The sequence below is a fragment of the Shewanella sp. FJAT-51649 genome, from assembly GCF_019457435.1.
Taxonomy (GTDB): domain Bacteria; phylum Pseudomonadota; class Gammaproteobacteria; order Enterobacterales; family Shewanellaceae; genus Shewanella; species Shewanella mangrovisoli.
Window position 1 is genome coordinate 4,058,824 of the sequence record NZ_CP080411.1, and the last position, 15,728, is coordinate 4,074,551.

The 15,728-nt window shown below is 48.8% G+C and carries 14 protein-coding genes; 1 reads left to right on the plus strand and 13 read right to left on the minus strand.

Features of this window, described 5'->3' with window-relative positions:
• Positions 1 to 30: 30 nt before the first annotated feature.
• The 5 genes from aroG to K0H59_RS17820 form a co-directional block, all read right to left on the minus strand.
• Positions 31 to 1,089 (minus strand): 3-deoxy-7-phosphoheptulonate synthase AroG, encoded by a 1,059-nt coding sequence (gene aroG, locus K0H59_RS17800; RefSeq protein WP_220053891.1) that lies wholly within the window; start codon positions 1,087 to 1,089, stop codon positions 31 to 33.
• Positions 1,090 to 1,396: 307 nt separating this feature from the next.
• Positions 1,397 to 2,584 carry a lipopolysaccharide assembly protein LapB gene (locus tag K0H59_RS17805; protein ID WP_220053892.1) on the minus strand — a complete coding sequence of 396 codons (1,188 nt, stop codon included), beginning with the start codon at positions 2,582 to 2,584 and terminating at the stop codon, positions 1,397 to 1,399.
• A 119-nt stretch (positions 2,585 to 2,703) separates the two neighbouring features.
• Positions 2,704 to 3,051, minus strand: coding sequence for a hypothetical protein (locus K0H59_RS17810; protein ID WP_220053893.1), 348 nt, complete (start codon positions 3,049 to 3,051; stop codon positions 2,704 to 2,706).
• A gap of 116 nt (positions 3,052 to 3,167) precedes the next feature.
• Positions 3,168 to 4,418, minus strand: a complete 1,251-nt coding sequence (locus K0H59_RS17815; RefSeq protein WP_011718316.1) for an ammonium transporter — start codon at positions 4,416 to 4,418, stop codon at positions 3,168 to 3,170.
• Between the two features lie 10 nt (positions 4,419 to 4,428).
• Positions 4,429 to 4,767, minus strand: coding sequence for a P-II family nitrogen regulator (locus K0H59_RS17820; RefSeq protein WP_011624095.1), 339 nt, complete (start codon positions 4,765 to 4,767; stop codon positions 4,429 to 4,431).
• 325 nt (positions 4,768 to 5,092) lie between these two features.
• Here K0H59_RS17820 and K0H59_RS17825 point away from each other — a divergent pair, with 325 nt between their 5' ends.
• Positions 5,093 to 5,635, plus strand: a complete 543-nt coding sequence (locus K0H59_RS17825) for a hydrolase (RefSeq protein WP_220053894.1) — start codon at positions 5,093 to 5,095, stop codon at positions 5,633 to 5,635.
• Between the two features lie 50 nt (positions 5,636 to 5,685).
• Here K0H59_RS17825 and K0H59_RS17830 read toward each other — a convergent pair whose 3' ends face one another.
• The 8 genes from K0H59_RS17830 to K0H59_RS17865 form a co-directional block, all read right to left on the minus strand.
• On the minus strand, positions 5,686 to 6,420 hold the full coding sequence (locus tag K0H59_RS17830; RefSeq protein ID WP_220053895.1) for a DUF1566 domain-containing protein: 735 nt from the start codon (positions 6,418 to 6,420) through the stop codon (positions 5,686 to 5,688).
• Between the two features lie 93 nt (positions 6,421 to 6,513).
• Entirely contained in the window at positions 6,514 to 7,323 is an 810-nt protein-coding gene (locus tag K0H59_RS17835; protein ID WP_220053896.1) for a hypothetical protein, read from the minus strand.
• A 133-nt stretch (positions 7,324 to 7,456) separates the two neighbouring features.
• Entirely contained in the window at positions 7,457 to 8,161 is a 705-nt protein-coding gene (locus K0H59_RS17840; RefSeq protein ID WP_220053897.1) for a LysE family translocator, read from the minus strand.
• A gap of 112 nt (positions 8,162 to 8,273) precedes the next feature.
• Positions 8,274 to 9,104, minus strand: a complete 831-nt coding sequence (locus tag K0H59_RS17845; protein WP_088210134.1) for an AraC family transcriptional regulator — start codon at positions 9,102 to 9,104, stop codon at positions 8,274 to 8,276.
• Between the two features lie 153 nt (positions 9,105 to 9,257).
• A complete protein-coding gene (locus K0H59_RS17850; protein WP_088210133.1) occupies positions 9,258 to 10,004 on the minus strand; it encodes a hypothetical protein in 747 nt (248 codons plus the stop codon).
• Positions 10,005 to 10,112: 108 nt separating this feature from the next.
• Positions 10,113 to 11,753, minus strand: coding sequence for an alkaline phosphatase (locus K0H59_RS17855; protein ID WP_220053898.1), 1,641 nt, complete (start codon positions 11,751 to 11,753; stop codon positions 10,113 to 10,115).
• Positions 11,754 to 11,795: 42 nt separating this feature from the next.
• Positions 11,796 to 13,292, minus strand: coding sequence for an alkaline phosphatase (locus K0H59_RS17860; protein ID WP_088210392.1), 1,497 nt, complete (start codon positions 13,290 to 13,292; stop codon positions 11,796 to 11,798).
• A 235-nt stretch (positions 13,293 to 13,527) separates the two neighbouring features.
• Entirely contained in the window at positions 13,528 to 15,606 is a 2,079-nt protein-coding gene (locus K0H59_RS17865) for a TonB-dependent receptor (protein ID WP_258405859.1), read from the minus strand.
• Between the last annotated feature and the right edge of the window lie 122 nt (positions 15,607 to 15,728).

The following is a 15,728-nucleotide window of genomic DNA, read 5'->3' on the forward strand; positions in this document are numbered from 1 at the left end:
TAGCGCCTTTATTTTTGGTCTTAAACCCGATTAAACCCGCTGACGACGTTCGATAACACTCTGATTTAACACTGCGAGTAAACGCTCGGTATCGTCCCAACCAATACAGGCATCCGTGATGCTCTGACCGTAGCATAACGCTTGGCCTTCAATCAGATCCTGACGCCCTTCCACTAAGTGGCTTTCAACCATCACACCAAAAATCGCCTTATTACCCGCGGCCACTTGCTCGGCCACATCGTTCGCGACATCCATCTGGCGTTGATATTGTTTGCTGCTATTGGCATGGCTAAAGTCGATCATAATGTTATCGACCAGCTTGGCTTTTTTCAGTTGTTCGCTGATCTGCGTAACATGGCTGGCACTGTAATTTGGCTCACGGCCGCCACGCAGAATGATATGGCAATCGGGATTACCTTTGGTGGACACAATCGCCGAATGGCCAAATTTGGTTACCGATAAGAAGTGGTGCGGCGCATTCGCGGCGCCAATAGCATCGATTGCCACCTTAATCGTGCCATCGGTGCCATTTTTAAAGCCTACAGGACAAGATAACCCCGAGGCCAATTCACGGTGCACCTGCGATTCTGTAGTGCGCGCACCAATCGCGCCCCAGCACATCATATCCGCCACATATTGCGGGGTGATCATATCGAGGAATTCACCCGCGGTAGGCATGCCAGAGTCATTCAAATCGACCAAGAGTTTACGCGCGGTACGCAAACCATCGTTCAGTTTGAAGCTGTTATCCATATAAGGATCGTTGATGAGTCCCTTCCAACCCACTGTAGTACGTGGCTTTTCAAAATAAACACGCATCACCACTTCGAGCTGATCTTGATAACGTTCTCTGAGCGCAACCAGTCGCTGACCATATTCCAATGCGGCCTTAGGATCGTGAATTGAGCAAGGACCAATGACCACTAACAAACGATCATCTTGGCGGGCAAGAATGTTATGAATGCTTTGACGGGCGTTAAACACAGTTGCAGCAGCATTTTCGGAGGCAGGAAATCGTTCTAGAATCGCAATTGGTGGAAGTAACTCTTTGACTTCATTAATGCGAACGTCATCATTTTGGTAATACATAATTTACTGCTCCAACTCTCGTGTTTAGGCTATTTTTATCGCTGCAATAGGGGATCTCAACTGCAATACTGAGTTCAATTTATCCAGTCTGCGCCGCTAATGCAACCAAGTTGTCTCCATTTCAAGAAATCAGCTATAACGTATTGTTTTAACATATTTTTAAAAAATACAAATTCAAATATTTCAATGTGATATGCAAACTAAAGCCAAACGAGTGTTGGGGCTGGAAGCAAACGGTGGTGAAAGCGGAAATAAAAAACCTCCTTTGCCAGTAGTTAAACGCAAACAAAGGAGGTTGAGTAAAGGATTAATGTTGCTGCATGGCCTGCAGTTTTGCCTGATAGCGATGTTTATCTGTGGCTTCGCGGCTTAGAGCCATCGCTTTTTCCATATTGAGTTTGGCACGTTTTTCATCGCCCAGCGCCCAATAGGTGCGTGACAGGCCAAAGAAAAACTCATGCCGATAATCGGCTTTATCCACGGCTCTTTGATACCAAGCGAGCGCCTCGCTGTATTGGTGTTCGTCATAGGCCTGTTCGCCCATATCGTAGTAGTAATAAGGATTACGAATACGCGCTAACTCCAGCACTTTATTGACCTGTGCCCACTCTTCTAAACGGCCTTGATCACCTAAAATCACCGCCAAATTATAAAGCGTCGTCATATCATCGGCATCGTATTTGAGTGCATAGCGATAGACTTGTTCGGCCCGCTTTTCATCGCCCTTGTGGCGATAAATCACAGCTAAGGTGTTGAGCGCAGGAATAAAGTGTCCAGATTTTAAGCCCGCTTTAATCAGCGCATAGGCGCGGTCTAAATCCCCTTCAACCAAGGATTCGGCGGCCATATTGTTATAAAACATGCTGGTTAAGGTCTGGCGATTGATTTGCACTTTGTTGTAGCCTCGCAGAGCTCGCTCGGGCATAAAGTCGACCAGAATCGCATGGGCCGACACATACACTGTGTGTACGCTCTCGGCGGGTAGCAAGCGTAGATTGACATGGCCGTTGATCAGATAAAACTCGCCCTGTTTGTCCCACACGGGTTCAATCGCAATATCTTGAAACTCAGTGCCAATTTTAAACACATCCGCTAAGGCCGATGTCATCACCACCAACGACATACAATTCCCCGCGCGCTGGGCGTAGGTTTCGCTGGCGGTTTGAGTCAAATTATCTTGATAGTGAAAATCGCTGTGGCCGCCATCTTGGTTAGCATTGATATAACTGGCTAACCATTCATGCACCGCGACGGGGTTTTTAGTCGATAAGCTGTAACGGTCGTAGGCTCGCCTGACATCGGCAGCCACAGAAGGTGGAAGGCTAAAAATATCCTCAACGCTCGGAATATTACTGACTGATTTAAATAACGAATCTGCAAATAAGGCATCGATTTCATCATCACTAGGTTTTGGGGCTGTCGAGCTGCAACCCCATAAGAGTAAAAGTAATAATGAGCAGATAATGCCGCTAGAGATGGTGCGCAGTTGTATCATGAGATGTCCCCCAGACCATAAGGCTCCTATTTGAGCTTATTACACTTGGCCAAAAAGACGTCATAAAATGGTTACAAAAAAATAACGGCCTGCCACAAAGGATTGCGGCAGCTTAAGGGTTAACGCTGCACCGGAGGGTCAACCTTGATATACACATCCTGCTGCTGATAACGATAAGGGCGGTAGTTATCCTGACCACAAGTAAAGTAGCGGTAAGGCTTTACCTGCGCGATACAACCGAGTGGCAAGGCCTGCAGAATTTGAATTTGCTCCTGTCTTCTCAAGGATTCCTGCCATTCATAATCTTTTAGCACTTGGTCGCGCACCGCAAAGGCATCGAAAGGCTCATCCGAGCGAGTCACTACGACTTGCCCCGCAAAAGCGGGCAAGGCTAAGAGTGTACTCAAAATGCCCCCAAGCAAGCAGGTACGTCTGATTTTTACTGTGAGATCAAAGATTAAGCGCATCATTCGCTCCTTGTGGTATCAGCATGGCAGCCGAAGACCCATAAAAAAAGCAGAGCACTTGGCTCTGCTTTACTATCCTCTTATCCCTGAGAGGCATCAAGTCATATCAACACCAGTTAGCCTGCACTTTTGACAGTCACAAACTCTGGGTAAGCGTCGATACCACAGTCAGACGCATCCATACCGTTATATTCTTCTTCCTCTGTAACACGGATGCCCATGGTCATCTTGAGTACAAACCACACCGCAAACGATGCGCTAAATACCCATGCGAAGATAATCGCTGCGCCAGTTAATTGCGCTGTGATAGTCGCGTCGGCATTCGATAAGGGTACACACATCAAACCGAGGAAACCCGCAACACCGTGCACAGAAATCGCGCCCACTGGGTCGTCAATCTTGATTCTGTCCAGACCCACGATAGAGAACACGACTAAACCACCAGCCACCACACCAATCACCCCTGCCATCAGCAGCGAAGGCGACAGCGGATCCGCAGTAATCGCCACCAAGCCCGCCAGAATGCCATTTAAGATCATGGTTAAGTCCGCTTTACCCCAAATCATTTTGCACACAACTAGGGCAGAGATAGCACCAAAAGCGGCCGCGGTGTTGGTGTTTACGAAGACCTTAGCGACAGAGCTAGCGTTGGCCGCATCTGAAACCATTAATTGTGAGCCACCGTTGAAACCAAACCAGCCCATCCACAGGATAAACATCCCTAAGGTTGCCATTGGCAGGTTAGAGCCTGGGATAGGGTTGACTTGGCCGTTAGGGCCATATTTACCCTTACGAGCACCGAGCAGTAACACCCCAGCGATAGCCGCAGCAGCACCTGTCATGTGCACAATACCGCTACCCGCAAAGTCCACAAAGCCTAAGCTAGAGATAAAACCTTTACCCCAAGTCCAGTAGCCTTCAACGGGGTAGATAATGCCTGTCATCACCACGGAGAAGAACAGGAAAGCCCATAACTTCATTCGCTCCGCCACGGCGCCAGAGACAATCGACATCGCCGTTGCCACAAACACCACTTGGAAGAAGAAGTCAGATTCTAAGGCATGGTTTGCATCGTCGGCTTGTGAGCCAATCAGCGTACCGAGTGAAGGCAACCAACCGCCTTCGGCATTGTCGACGTACATAATGTTGTAGCCAATCAATAGATACATCACACAGGCAATCGCGTATAACACCACGTTTTTAGTTAAAATTTCGGTGGTATTTTTAGAGCGCACTAAGCCGGCTTCGAGCATGGCAAAACCCGCCGCCATCCACATAACCAAAGCGCCTGAAATCAAAAAATAAAAGGTGTCGAGTGCAAAGCGCAGTTCAGAGACTGTCACGCCTAATTTTGTTAGTTCTTCCATCTTCCGCCCCCTATAGCGCTTCAGTGTCGAGTTCACCCGTACGAATACGGATGGCATGTTCTAAGTCGATAACGAAAATCTTTCCGTCACCAATTTTTCCCGTATGAGCCGCACTGGTAATCGCCTCAATCAGCATGTCGAGATTTTCTGCTTTAGTGGCAATTTCTAGTTTTACTTTTGGCAAAAAATCCACCTGATACTCGGCGCCACGATACAACTCTGTGTGCCCCTTTTGACGGCCAAAACCTTTAACCTCGGTCACCGTCATCCCCTCAATACCAATACCGGCGATAGCTTCACGGACATCATCCAATTTAAATGGCTTGATGATAGCGCTGACTAGTTTCATCCTGACCTCCAAAAAACGCGATTGTTATTAACTTGTAGCCAAGATAATTCAATCATCAGGCCAAAATTTTAATTTATTGATTTTAAATAAATAATAAAGAATACGCCTGAATTAACCGATTAAAAATGCACCAGACTTGTGCAAGCGTGAGGGCGACGCACTCTTTTAGTGAGCAATTTAAGTGCACGCCATATTCGACCTTTGCCCTATTGGTGAGGCTGCCCAATTAGGGTTTACTAACAGTGCAAAAAACAAACAATTCACAAAATAAGCAGAGCAATCGCTAAACGATGCCTTTATTCCACCCGCGCAGAAGGAACGCCCGATGTTAAAACCCGAAGAATGTGTACTCGTTATCGTCGATGTGCAGGGAAAGCTCGCTCAGATCATGGATAACTCAGCCAAGCTTCATCAGCAGTTGAGTACGCTTATCCAAGGCGCACAACTGTTTGAAATCCCCATCCTCTGGCTTGAGCAATTACCTGCAAAACTTGGCTCGACCACAGAAGAGCTAAAAACCTTGCTCGAAAGAACTGGCTCGCCCATTGCCAAGCAGCACTTTAGCGGTTGGTATTGTGATGAATTTGCCAATGCACTAACCCAAACTCGGCGCAAACAGGTGCTGCTCGCGGGGATAGAAACCCATGTCTGCGTGTACCAAACTTGCCGCGATCTGCTCGACCAGCACTACTCAGTGCACCTCGTTGCCGATGCTGTTTCTTCCCGCAGCGTTGACAATAAACAGTTGGGCATCCAGATGATGACAGCCAAGGGAGCCACTCTCACCAATGTGGAGTCACTGTTATTTGAACTGCAACACGAAGCCCAAGGCGACCGATTTAAGGCGCTGATTAAGTTGATTAAATAAGGCTGATTAAATGAGACGAGAAGAGAGCTTATTCAAGCTCTCTTTAGTATTCAAAACGCGGCAACACAAACGGCATAGTTGGCACTATTGGCATAACTGCGAGAACTATAGCCGCTAGGGGCGACAGAGATAATGCCGGCCACGAATTCCGTCTCATTGACAGTGCTAGACCAAGAGTCAATCGTCGAACTCCACTGCGCACGTTGATAGGCGGCGCGACTCTCGCCGTACCCATAGAGAGTGTTTAACTCCTGCTCCGTTGGCCTGCGCCAATTATCTTTATCGGCAAACTCGAGTGAAGCCAATTTTTGGCACCAGCGGTCAAACTGACCCTCGACGCCAACCTTCGCCTCATTACCCTTTGCCGCTTCGGTGCCGGGTAAGATGACGCCTTTACCGTCCTGACGAAACAGGGCATATTCCCCTCGGCTCGGGCCAAATACAAACTCCTCCTGCACGTTAAACGTCATCGCATAGCTATCGCCACTGTTGTTGGCATCATCTTGCTTAAGATAACCCAAGGCGTTCATCACGGCGATGGAAGGCGAACTGCTAAACCATTTCGTCTGACGATCACTTTTATCGTAAAGCGCTTTGATTTTTAAACAATTGGTTGATGTCAGAGTGCGGTCGTTATTATCGAGGCCGCCATCAAAACTAGTATCGATTGGCGTACCTTCGACGTGGCCACACAGGGGAATTTGTTCTTTTTGGCGACATTCTGTCAGTAAAAACAACAGCACTATGGCACTGCTGATAATGGCGATTTTAGTGGGATTAATCATGACAACAAACCTTAATCCTGTGTTGATAAAAAGACAGTACAGCTAATCCAGAATTCCCTCCCAGATCAGCCTTAACTGATTGGCTCGATTAGGCTATAGCGCTTTAACCACGGCTTCCTGCACCAGCAGTTGGTCGTTCTTGTAAACCAACAGCTCACCTATGGGTCTTTCTTCGGCGCTCAGCACTATTACATCGCAGACATAGAGATAGGGGCCGCTTTTAAACTGGAAGGAATGATTACCGCCGTTACCATCGAGAACTAACTTCCCCTTTTTGAGGACTAAATCAGGTTTCTCGCTCATGGATTTGCCCTTTGCCCAGGCGGCATAACGGTATTGCTGACGGTCGAGGGCATCGACACGAATGATGAATCGCGCGGTTTCCCACGCCAGCTCAGGGCTAGCAAACTCGCGTACACTCTCGTGTAGCATCGCTTTTTGCTGCGCGATCAGTTCATCCCTTAACTTGGCTTCCTCTGGGCTTTGGTAATTAATGCCCGAGATTTTGCCATCAAAATCCAACCAGACACTGCCGTGATCGAGCATGATGCCGCGCCAGCCCATAGTCTCCCAGTTACTCTCTGTGGTCGAATTGGCGATTTGACTCAGCAACTTGCTATCAAAGACTTGCTGAAATCTCGTCAGCAATTGCTGTGGATTTTGCACATCGGGGAGCGGATATTCCCGCTGGAGGGGATAAGAGATTTGCTCGGCAATCGCCTGACGATCACCCGCCTTGGCCGCATCAATCAAAGCTTGCACCTGCGGCACGTATTCCGCCTCTAAGGCAGCCAGAGCCTGGGGTGCAGTGCTAAGACTCCCTAGCAGCAAGCCCGTATAAAGCCCTAAACGCGAGAGTCGATTAACCGCTGAAAAACCTTGATAAAACGGGCGACAAGACATGATTTATTCCTTTAAAGTCAAAAACATCCAAATTAAGACTTAGCAAGGATACCATAGCTAAGGAGGGATAAACACACACAATCCCCCCATGCTGATGTGCTGTGAGTCGAATCATAGCCTCGCTCGCAGCACCTTAAGCCAACAGCAAACTCGAGACTATCGCCACCGCCACCGACATAAAGATCACCCCAATCACCCCATCGATGATAGGCGTGAGTCGTTGCAGCTTTTGCTGCACCTTAGCTTTAGAGAGCATCAGCGCCAGAAAGCCAAACCAGAGCAGTGACAACACAAATAACATTAACGCGGCAGCGAATTTAGTCACGGGTGTCACGCTCGGGGTGATCAAGGCGGAAAACAAGGTTAAGAAAAACACTAAGGCTTTAGGATTCAATAAATTGGTATAAAGCCCCCTCATAAAACCCTGTTTGGGTGATAAGGCGTTTACCGCGCCCGCAGTGGGCATATCAACGCTGGTTTCCGATGTTGTTTCAAATCCAGAGGGATCTGCGCCCTCGCCGTTCAATACGGTTTTGGGTTTACTGAAAAAAGACACCGCAGCCTTAAGCGCGCCAAATCCCATCCACGCCAAATACGAAGCACCCAGCAATTGCACTAACAGATACAAAGTATGGGAGCTTTTAATCACTAAGCTGACGCCAGTTAAACTCAAAATGGTATGGGCTAAAATCGCCACCGATATTCCCGCCGCCGTGGCAATTGCGGTGTTTCGCGGCTGCGACGTAGCAATCTTCACCATAATGGCAAAATCCGGCCCAGGGCTGACTAAGGCTACGCAGTGAATAACGGCTAAGGTGACTAACAGGGATACATCCATCAATAGGGCTCCGCAAAAACAGATAAGAACGCCAGTATGCCCAAGCCTGCTGCAACTGCATTGTAAGAAATTGCACGCGGCTAATTTACCGAGACAAATTATACCAATGGTATTAAAGCATGCGCCGCTGGAATTGGACGGGTGAGAGTAAAAAGGCCTGCTTAAACGCCTTATTTAAATGACTCTGGTCGAAAAAGCCTAACTGCTGCGCCACATCTACCACTAAGGCGCCATGGGTTAAGGACTTTTTCGCTAACTCTAATCGCACTCGCTTCAGGTAGGCATGGGGTGTCATCCCAGTCGCCAGTTTAAATTGGCGTAAAAACTGGAACTTACTCAAGTTAACCTCATCGGCCAACGCCTCGAGCTGGGTGTTTTGCCACGGCTCATCGTGAATTTTCTGTTTGATGCGATTTAGCTGTTGCCATGATAAGCCCCTATCCTGCCTTAAATTCAGCATTCCCGTGGGGTGGCGCGTCAATAACAGCTGCATAAAGTTCAGTAGGTGCGACTCGGCCGCAAGCTCAGAACATTGACCTTGGATAAGCACATCATGTAGCTGGATAAAGTATTGATATAACGCGGGATCATCCACCATGGGCGCATTAAAGAAATGGGCCTTGAGCCCCATCTCTTGGCTAATGCTGTTCATATACTCCACGGGGATCGACATCACCTTAACCCGATAACCTTCGGCGTCGCGGCTTTGTCCATCGTGGGTTTCATCGGGATTGAGGGTCGATAACCCATGTTGCCCGAGCTGATAACGACTGCCTTTATTGATAAATTGCTGCGCCCCTTGAGTCACCACGCCTAAGTGATAATCCAGATGCACGTGTTTATCAAAACTGAAATGCGTAAATTCCGCCTGACTCAGTTCAATGCCCGAGAGGCTGGGATGGCGCCAGTAATTGATATTTTCAACGGGAGTCACACGGCTCATAGGGCAAGCTTAATCTCACTCGGCAAAGACAACTTTAGATACTACTCATTCTAGCCGCCGAGATCTTGGCTCGAATAGTAAATTATTGCAGCGCCCGGCCCAAAAATACAAAACGCCCGAATGCGGGCGTTTTGTGAAAACCAACATGCTGGATTAGTGCGAATGACTGCCGTGGCCGCCTTGCGCCTCAATGGCATGGCCTTCGCTGTTATAAAAACCACTGCTACCGTGTTCGATAAAGCCTTGGTTGATCATCTTAGCGATAAAGGGGTCGGACTCACTGTCGCCCACATCGGCAAAATCAATGTCTTGATAATTCTGGGTTAAAGCAGCAAATGCTTCGTGGCTGTAAGGCTCAACCTTGAGCAACTGATAACTTAAAACTTCACCTAAATTAAATTGCTGTGGCAGCTCAATGCTGGCAATCCAGTCGAGCTGGCTGTCCATGCCATTCACCTTACCTTCGAAGCCTTGAGCCGCAAAACAAGGCAATTGTTTTAGCTCAGTTTTTGCCAAGTTAGCAGGCAATGCAGGAGACACTACATGGTACAACTGCTCGCGGTCGTGCTGAATATTTAGCGCCCTTAAGTCGCCCTTGCGATAGGTGACTGAGCGTTTTTCAACGGGGAAATAACGCACATATTCGCCATTGGGTGCCCATTGTTCAAATGTGGTGTTATCCCGTTGAATAATAAAATCTTGTCCGTCTCTTAGCAGGGTCATCTGCCAGCTTTGCCCCTTAGCATTGGTGACTTGGTACTGGGCTTTTAAATGGCTGGCCTCAAGTGTTGCGCATTGTGCATTGGCCTGATTGGCAGAAGCAGCGCTAACGGGAGTGGCTAAGGCCATCACAGGGGAGGCTAACGTCGATACCAGAGTGACTAAGAGGAGTTTATTCATGTTATTTCTCACTTACACGCTAATTTTATAACTCGCATTACTGACTAATGTCTTTACAGACAGTTAGATAAATGCCGATGGCAGGACAGCCCGCCATCGGCATTTGGTTTACTTCGCCGCCATTGCAGCTTCCGCTTTCGCGACTAAGTCTGCCGCACGGTTCATCACGTGGAAGATATGGTTTTGTTCAACCGTACCTTGGACCAGATCCGAGCTGGGGCCACGGGCAAAAATCGCCACGTCTTCACCCGCATGGGTTTCATCGCTTAATGGCACTAACGCTTCTTGATGGAAACCAGCACTTTGCGTATCCACAAAGTTCAAGTCTTTACGGCCTGAATCCACTGGGAAGTTATAACGCTCATCGCCACCCGTCGCTAATGACGCATAACCCATACCGTTGGCATAACCTACTGTCGTGTAAGGTAAACCGTTAGCATCGGTTGAGTTAGTCACTTCGGCGATACCGTTCGCATCGTTACTCTTCACCAGACCTAGGATTGGGTTACCACGGGTCGGATAACCTGCGATGGTGAACACATGGCTGTGGTCAGCCGTCACCATTAACAGAGTGTCGTTTGCCGAGGTTTTTTCCATCGCAACACGGACTGCTTCTGAAAGCGCAACTGTGTCGTACAGGGCACGAGCGGCGTTACCCGCGTGGTGCGCATGGTCGATACGACCCGCTTCGACGATCAGCACATAACCTTTGGTGTTTTTCTTAAGAATATCAATCGACTTAGCAGTCATTTCTGCGAGCGATGGCTCACCCGTTACGCCCGCTTCGGTACGGTCGTAGTCGTATTCCATATGGGATGAGTTGAACAGACCCAATAAATGGTCAGTGCTCTTCACATCCACATTGAGGAAGCCGTCTCTATCCTGAACGTAGGCAGCATTAGTGTACTTAGCTAACCATTCGGCAGTCAGATCGCGACCATCGTTACGCTTACCCGCTTTACCTTCTGGATCAATCAAGGTTTTGGGGATAAAGCTGCGGCGACCACCGCCCATCATCACGTTTAAGCCATTGCCATAGTTAAAGTCGAGCATTTGCGCGGCGATGTCTTTACAACCATTGGTCACGGCTTCGGCAGGCAGGTTTGAGTCGGCTTCCCAGTCACGCTCTGGCACGTGGGCATAAGTTGCCGCAGGCGTTGCGTGGGTTAAACGCGCCGTAGTCACCACACCAGTAGACATACCCGCCATGGCGGCCAGTTCCAGTGATGTCACTAAGTTTTGATCTTTGGTCGATGCGCAGTTAGCACGCACTACGCCTTCGGCCTGTGAAATCACGCCGACATCGGTTTTCACCCCAGTCATCATCGCCGACATAGTGCCCGCAGAATCTGGTGTTTGACCATCGACGTTATAGGTCTTAGATAAACCGACGTAAGGCAAGGTTTCGAAAGATAAAGAGTTTTCTTCACCCGTTTTGCCCTTTAATTGACCTTCTAAAATACGCGCCGCAGTGATAGTCGAGACACCCATGCCATCGCCGACAAATAGGATCACGTTTTTCGCCGCGCCCACATCGTTGTTAACGCTCAGGCCATCGGCCTTAGTCACGCGAGCCTGTGCATCGACATACCATTGGTTGACTGCGGTCCAGTCTTTACCGTCGCTGCCATTGGAACCGTTAGAACCATTCGAACCCGGCGTACCTGCCGCGCCGTTGTCACCATCGCTACCGCATGCGGCTAAACCCAGCATGGCAGAGATTGCGAGTACCAGTAATTTCTTATTCATTTTTAACTCCAAAAGTGAGAACTGTAGGTCGCAGCCGACCTATTAGTACTTAGTGCCGCCAAGCTGCTGGGCTTGGTTGATAATGTGGAAGATCACGTTCTGCTCAATCACGCCCTGTACCAGATTCGAACCTGGACCCATTGCGTGTAAGCTGATGTCTTCACCGGCGTGTGTCTCACTTTCCATTGGGATAAGTGCTTGTTGCATGAAGTCTTTATCTTGAGTATCGACTGAGGTTAAGTCGTCACGCACGCCAACCACAGCGCCTGGGCCGTTGGTGTAGGCCAGCGTAGTGTAAGGCTTGCCGTCGTTAGCGAGGGCTAACGAACCATCCACATCGTGGACTAAACCTAAAATCGGGTTACCGCGTTTTGGGTAGCCTGCAATGGTAAAGACATGGCTGTGGTCAGCCGTTACCATGATGAGGGTGTCATCGCTGCTGGTTGCATCTACTGCGGCTTTCACGGCGTTAGATAACTCAACCGCATCGGTCAAGGCGCGGCTAGCATTGCCCGCGTGGTGACCATGGTCGATACGACCCGATTCCACGATCAGCAGGAAGCCCTTATCGTTTTTCTTTAAAATCTCGAGGGATTTCGCGGTCATTTCTGAAAGTGATGGCTCACCACCAACGTCATCGGCGCGGTCCGCTTCGTATTCCATATGGGATGGGTTAAAGAGGCCAAGTAAGTGATCGGTATTGGCGGCATCGATAGCATCGAAGCCTTTTTTGTCCCACACGTAAGCCGCTTTGCTGAAGTTTTCGACCCACGCTTTAGTCAGGTCTTTGCCGTCTTTACGTTTACCAGCTTTGTTCTCACCGTCAGTGACTTCTTTCGGTAAGAAGTAGCTGCGACCACCACCCAGTGCCACGCTGAGTGAGTTGGCCTCATCGCGCATTACCAGTTGGCTGGCGATATCGGTACAGCCATTCGCAACGGCTTCGGCTGGCAGGTTAAAATCACCTTCCCAATCGCGTTCTGGCGATTTAGCGTAAGTCGCAGCAGGCGTCGCGTGAGTTAAACGGGCAGTCGTGACAATCCCGGTCGATAAGCCTTTGGCATTGGCAAGGTCGACCAGAGAAACGAGTTCATTACCTTTAGAAGACAAACAGTTACCACGTAAACTGGTGTCAGAAATCGAGATGATACCGGCTTTGGTTTTTACCCCAGTCGCCATGGCGGTCATGGTACCTGCGGAGTCGGGCGTTTGCTGGTTAGTGTTGTAGGTTTTCACTAACGCCGTGTGGGGAAACTGCTCGAAACTTAAGAAGTTTTCTTCACCGCCTTGGTTACCCGTTTGCTGCTGTCCTTGCAGAATACGGGCGGCAGTTAAGGTTGAAATACTCATGCCGTCGCCGACAAAAAGAATCACGTTTTTAGCTGTTTTCTTGGTTTCAACCTGCGCTTTAGCCGCAACATTGGCTGCACTGTCTTTAAACCACTGACTGTCAGTTTGGGTTGCGGGTAAGACTGCAGCGTGGGCTACAACCGTCATTAAACTGCAGGAGATAGCTGCAGCGATCCGTTTAATATTCATCACGTTCATCACCGATTTTATTATTGAGTGTATGAGGGTATTCCCTTAAGAGGCGCCCACATTTTCAATACTTTATATGACGAACTGGCGTGATTTTAATGGCGTTTTTATTGCAGCAAGATGTCGAAATGATTGCAGTAAACAGAATAGAAAACGCTAAGCTTATCCTCGTTGCGGAATAAGCTTAGCGTATAGACTGGTGCTAGCAATGGTCACTCGAGAATGGTCACTCAAATTAGAAACGATAACTGACACTCACCCGCACCATGCGCGGCTCCACGGGATGATAATGCAAATCTTCCACGCCTTCAGCTGACTCACCCGCTAGGCGAGACTCGTAGAAATAATCGATATCGTGGTCTTTGCTATCAAATATATTCAATAGCTCGAGTTTAGTATCGAAGCCCGATAACTGATAACCCAGGGCCAGGTTCACTAAGGTGGTGTCATCGGCTTTATGTTCATCAAAACTATCGAGAATTCGCTCACCTAAATATTTCAGCCTGACACTGGTATACCAACCATCGCAATCGGGACGATAGGTAATGCCCGCACTGCCAACAAAGGGCACTGCACCATCGACATATTTGCCTTCATCGAGTTCATTTTCGGTAAAACGGGCACGGGTCCAGGCCAGTTCCATATCTAAGCTCAAGTCATCGTTAAGCCAATAATAGGCTGTGACTTCAACGCCGTAACGCTCAGAGGCACGGCTGGGTTCGGTATTGCCCGCATCGCCGACGAAGAGTAGTTCAGAGTCGAGTTCCAAATACCAAAGCGCCGCCGAGAAGTTAATAAAGTCGCGATCATAGTATTTGACCCCAAACTCACCGCCATTGGAGCGCACCAACAAATCGACCTTTTCAACCGGATCGCCCGTGACAGGGTCGACCTTAATGGTTGCACCGCGGGCATCGTTAGAATGCAATCCCTGCCCCGCATTCATGTAGAGTTCCAGATTATCGTTTACTAGGTAGGAAGCGCCCACCTTTAAGCTCAACATGCCATCGGAAGCATCGCCGCTGTTGAGAGGATTATCACTATCCACCTGTACATCGAAATAGTCATATCTCAAGCCTAAATTTAAACGCCATTGGTCAGCAGGCAACCACTCTAGCTTGCCAAATAATCCCGTAGAGAGTTCCTGCACTTCATCGAGCCTCACAGTGCTGAGGCGTTCCCGTGCTTTAGTGTTATATAAACCCACGGCACCAATATCGTCGTAGCGCACATCGGCACCTAGACTGTAATTGATTTGTGTCCCCGCCAGACTCATCTGCCAGTCGCGTTTAACATCGCCGCCCCAAATGGTGCGCTCATCGACCTGCTCAAATTCATCGCCATTGATGGGATCGTTTAAGAAGTAGGTAAAGTTTGAAAACAGATCCATGGTCGAGCGTATGGCATAGGCATTGGCCTGCCAGTTACCGGCGTCATAATTCGCCGAAATGCTGTAACGACTGGCCTCACCGCCCACATCGGTGTCGAGTGAACCGTAAAAATCAATCAGCCCAGACTCCACCGCCCGCGCCGGAATTTGATCCGCCGAATTCCAGCTATTGTCGTAGGCCATCATAGTGAGGCTAAAGTCCCCGCCATTAAGCTTGGCAAGATAGCGGCCTACCACATTGATTTTGCTGACATCTTCCTTAATATCACTCCAAGGGCCATCGTAAGCCTGTAATTCTGTCCCTAAAATAAATCGGCCGACCTCGGTCTTCATATCCTGAGTGGCCACCAGCCGTTGATAACCGTATTCCCCTAAGGTCACCCCAACTTGGCGATAAGCGAGTTCATCGGCTAGCTGAATTTGCGCCGCACCCGCGCCGGAAAAGTCCGCCACTTCAGGATAATAAGCCCCTTTGGCATAACGGATTTCCCCTAATAGCTCAGGGATTAAAAAGTTAAGATCCGTATAACCTTGACCATGGCCGTGAGTCCGCATATTGACCGGCATACCTTCGACACGAGTATTAAAATCTGTGCCATGGTCTAAGTTAAAGCCGCGCAGAAAATACTGATTCGCCTTACCCGAACCACTGTGCTGAGTAACTATCATCCCTGGGACAAACTCGAGGATCTCCCCCGTGCGCAGTAGCGGGCGACTCTCGATTTCCGCCGCACCCACTATCCCTTCCGACGCCGAAGTACTATGGCCTAAGGTATTAATTTGCCTGCCACGCACTTCTAAACGCTCGATATTATCCGCGCTGTCGGCCATGGCTTGGTTTGATAAACCACAGAGGGGTAATAACCAAATACCTGATAAATAAACCTTGGCTCGCTTTCCTGCTACTGTCTGGAGCGGCTTCATTTTTCCTTCCCGAGTCAACGAATTGATGACGCGGATTTAACGCTGTCTTCACAGATAAAAAGCGGATCGAGCTCAAACTCTGCTGAATAAAAAATCACCGCCAGCAGTTATGTTTCAAATTT

Coding starts and splice junctions, on each gene's coding strand:
- aroG (WP_220053891.1), bottom strand. CDS start 1,089: ATGTATTACCAAAATGATGACGTTCGCATTAATGAAGTCAAAGAGTTA.
- K0H59_RS17805 (WP_220053892.1), bottom strand. CDS start 2,584: ATGATACAACTGCGCACCATCTCTAGCGGCATTATCTGCTCATTATTA.
- K0H59_RS17810 (WP_220053893.1), bottom strand. CDS start 3,051: ATGCGCTTAATCTTTGATCTCACAGTAAAAATCAGACGTACCTGCTTG.
- K0H59_RS17815 (WP_011718316.1), bottom strand. CDS start 4,418: ATGGAAGAACTAACAAAATTAGGCGTGACAGTCTCTGAACTGCGCTTT.
- K0H59_RS17820 (WP_011624095.1), bottom strand. CDS start 4,767: ATGAAACTAGTCAGCGCTATCATCAAGCCATTTAAATTGGATGATGTC.
- K0H59_RS17825 (WP_220053894.1), top strand. CDS start 5,093: ATGTTAAAACCCGAAGAATGTGTACTCGTTATCGTCGATGTGCAGGGA.
- K0H59_RS17830 (WP_220053895.1), bottom strand. CDS start 6,420: ATGATTAATCCCACTAAAATCGCCATTATCAGCAGTGCCATAGTGCTG.
- K0H59_RS17835 (WP_220053896.1), bottom strand. CDS start 7,323: ATGTCTTGTCGCCCGTTTTATCAAGGTTTTTCAGCGGTTAATCGACTC.
- K0H59_RS17840 (WP_220053897.1), bottom strand. CDS start 8,161: ATGGATGTATCCCTGTTAGTCACCTTAGCCGTTATTCACTGCGTAGCC.
- K0H59_RS17845 (WP_088210134.1), bottom strand. CDS start 9,104: ATGAGCCGTGTGACTCCCGTTGAAAATATCAATTACTGGCGCCATCCC.
- K0H59_RS17850 (WP_088210133.1), bottom strand. CDS start 10,004: ATGAATAAACTCCTCTTAGTCACTCTGGTATCGACGTTAGCCTCCCCT.
- K0H59_RS17855 (WP_220053898.1), bottom strand. CDS start 11,753: ATGAATAAGAAATTACTGGTACTCGCAATCTCTGCCATGCTGGGTTTA.
- K0H59_RS17860 (WP_088210392.1), bottom strand. CDS start 13,292: ATGAATATTAAACGGATCGCTGCAGCTATCTCCTGCAGTTTAATGACG.
- K0H59_RS17865 (WP_258405859.1), bottom strand. CDS start 15,606: ATGAAGCCGCTCCAGACAGTAGCAGGAAAGCGAGCCAAGGTTTATTTA.